This window comes from Paenibacillus polysaccharolyticus (assembly GCF_023714295.1).
GTDB lineage: Bacteria > Bacillota > Bacilli > Paenibacillales > Paenibacillaceae > Paenibacillus > Paenibacillus polysaccharolyticus_A.
This window is the reverse complement of sequence record NZ_JAMAUN010000032.1, coordinates 1-532: the sequence shown is the minus strand read 5'-3', so window position 1 is coordinate 532 and position 532 is coordinate 1. Positions and strand designations below refer to the sequence as shown.

At 47.2% G+C, this 532-nt stretch carries 1 rRNA gene; it reads right to left on the bottom strand.

The features are described from left to right. Window positions 1-428: 428 nt before the first annotated feature. Window positions 429-532 (bottom strand): 16S ribosomal RNA (locus tag M3629_RS28010); the annotation flags it as partial.

The following is a 532-nucleotide window of genomic DNA, read 5'->3' as shown; positions in this document are numbered from 1 at the left end:
CCCGAGGCAGTTTCGTTGTTCGCCACGTCCTTCATCGGCTCCTAGCGCCTAGGCATCCTCCGTGTGCTCTTAGTAGCTTAACCAGTTTGCTCCGGTTTCGTTTGCTCGCTTCCCTTGGTTTGCTTGCGCAAAGCCAAAAGTCGCTCCCATTCGATACCATCGCAAAAGCAATTAAGTACCAATTTATTGAAACTTGTTATACACAAGTTCAGCTAAAAAGGAATGTTCTAATTCGCGTTTGTTTCGTTTCGATATCTAGTTTTCAAAGAACAAATCGTTTCGTTCGGGCCGTTCACGGATGTGTCGGTCGAATAAACGAGTAGTTTTGAGAGTTTGAGCTCTCAAAACTGAGCAACGAGTGAGTAACTAGCCGACCTGGCTAGATTTTAGATTTGAATGTCTTCATTGCAGAAGACGATTCTCCATAGAAAGGAGGTGATCCAGCCGCACCTTCCGATACGGCTACCTTGTTACGACTTCACCCCAATCATCTATCCCACCTTCGGCGGCTGGCTCCTTGCGGTTACCCCAC